The organism is Actinoplanes sp. NPDC049265, assembly GCF_043197135.1.
GTDB lineage: Bacteria > Actinomycetota > Actinomycetes > Mycobacteriales > Micromonosporaceae > Actinoplanes.
The window spans coordinates 254,631-256,345 of the sequence record NZ_JBICSP010000014.1 but is presented as its reverse complement, the minus strand read 5'-3'; the positions used below and the strand labels follow the sequence as shown (position 1 = coordinate 256,345).

Here is a 1,715-nt window from a genome sequence, read left to right as displayed (position 1 = left end):
TGGTGGCGCTGACCCGCCCGGTGGTGGCGCTGACCCGCCCGGTGGTGGCGCTGACCCGCCCGGTGGTGGCGCTGACCCGCCCGGTGGTGGCGCTGACCCGCCCGGTGGTGGCGCTGGCCCGCCGCGTGGTGGCGCTGGTTCGCCCGGCGGTGCTGGCCCGCCGCGTGGTGGCGCTGGCCCGCCCGGTGGTGCTGGTTCGCCCGGTGGTGGCGCTGGTTCGCCCGGCGGTGCTGGCCCGCCGCGTGGTGGCGCTGGCCCGCCCGGCGGTGCTGGCCCGCCCGGTGGTGGCGCTGGTTCGCCCGGTGGTGCTGGTTCGCCCGGTGGTGGCGCTGGTTCGCCCGGTGGTGCTGGTTCGCCCGGTGGTGGCGCTGGTTCGCCCGGTGGTGGCGCTGGTTCGCCCGGCGGTGCTGGCCCGCCCGGTGGTGGCGCTGGTTCGCCCGGTGGTGGCGCTGGTTCGCCCGGCGGTGCTGGTTCGCCCGGTGGTGTTGCCTGCGTGGTGGTGGTGCTGGTTCGCCCGGTGGTGTTGCCTGCCGATTACGCCCATGCGCGCCGGCACGCGAATGCGTCCCGCGTTCGCACGTTCTCCCGCCCGCGCTCTTCCGTCCGCCCGCGCCGGCATGCGAATGCGTCCCGCGCTCGCACGCTCTTCCGTCCGCCCGGGTTCCGACCGGCTGGCCTGCGGTTCGTGACCGGCTCGACTGCGGTTCGCGACTGGTCCGTCCAGGGTCCGCGACGGGCCTGCCTGCGGCGTTTCACTCGCGCGAGCCCAGCTCTCCTGCCGGCCTGCGACCGGGTGGCCTGCCCGCGACCGGGTCGCGCCGTGGGCTCAGGATTTCGTGAAGTCGACCTCGTCGGTGTCGAGGACGCCGGCCGACTTGCCCGGTGCGGTCTGGTAGCGCCAGTACAGGTTGGTGTGCTGGATGACTCCCTCTACGCTCGGCGCGCCCCAGGCCGACTTGTCGCCCGCGGTGTGCGCGTCCCCGATGAGGTAGGTGTCGTATCCCCGGGCGAACGCCCCGTGCAGCGTCGACCGCACGCATCCGTCCGTCTCCGCGCCCGACAGGTAGAGCGCACCCACGCCGAGCCCGGCGAGCACCTGTTCGAGATCAGTCCCCTCGAACGAGTCGCCGTGATGTTTCTGCACGACCGCCTCGCCCTCGGCCGGGACCAGCTCGGGCACGATCCGCCAGTCGTCGCTGCCGCGTTCCAGCCCGTCGTCGGAGTGCTGCACCCACACGACCGGCACGCCCGCGCTCCGCGCCTTGTCGACGAGCCGAGCCACGTTGCCCACGGCCCGGTCCCGCTCGAAGGCGCCGGCCACCACGCCGTTTTGCACGTCGATCACCAGAACCGCCGGGCGCTCGCGCCCCTCCAACGTCGTCATAGGCCCCAACCTAATGACCGGGTACGACAAAACCGGGCCGCCGGAAGTCAACCTCGTCGGCGTTGACGACCCCGGCCCACTTGCGACGCCGGGTGGGTGACGGGTTGTGGCGGGCGCCGGTCCCCGGTCGGTAATCGGCGGGCCGTCGTCGTAGCCGGCAGCGATCTGATCGCGCCAGTAGAGATCGGTGTGCCGGATGACCGCCTCCGGACCCGGCACACCCGACGCGGAGTCGTCGCTCGTGGTGTGCGCGTCACCGACGAGATCCGGGTCGTATCCGCGGGCGAACGCCCGTGCAGTGTCGACCGCACGCAGAAGTCGGTGTGCGTGC

General features: G+C 73.6%; 2 protein-coding genes. One reads left to right on the top strand and one right to left on the bottom strand.

Features of this window, described 5'->3' with window-relative positions:
* On the top strand, window positions 1-689 hold a 689-nt coding region (locus tag ACGFIO_RS30340; RefSeq protein ID WP_392831039.1), incomplete at its 5' end, for a hypothetical protein.
* Window positions 690-826: 137 nt separating this feature from the next.
* Here ACGFIO_RS30340 and ACGFIO_RS30335 read toward each other — a convergent pair.
* Window positions 827-1,384: a cysteine hydrolase family protein gene (locus tag ACGFIO_RS30335; RefSeq protein WP_392831036.1), complete on the bottom strand. Its 558-nt coding sequence runs from the start codon at window positions 1,382-1,384 to the stop codon at window positions 827-829.
* Window positions 1,385-1,715 lie beyond the last annotated feature (331 nt).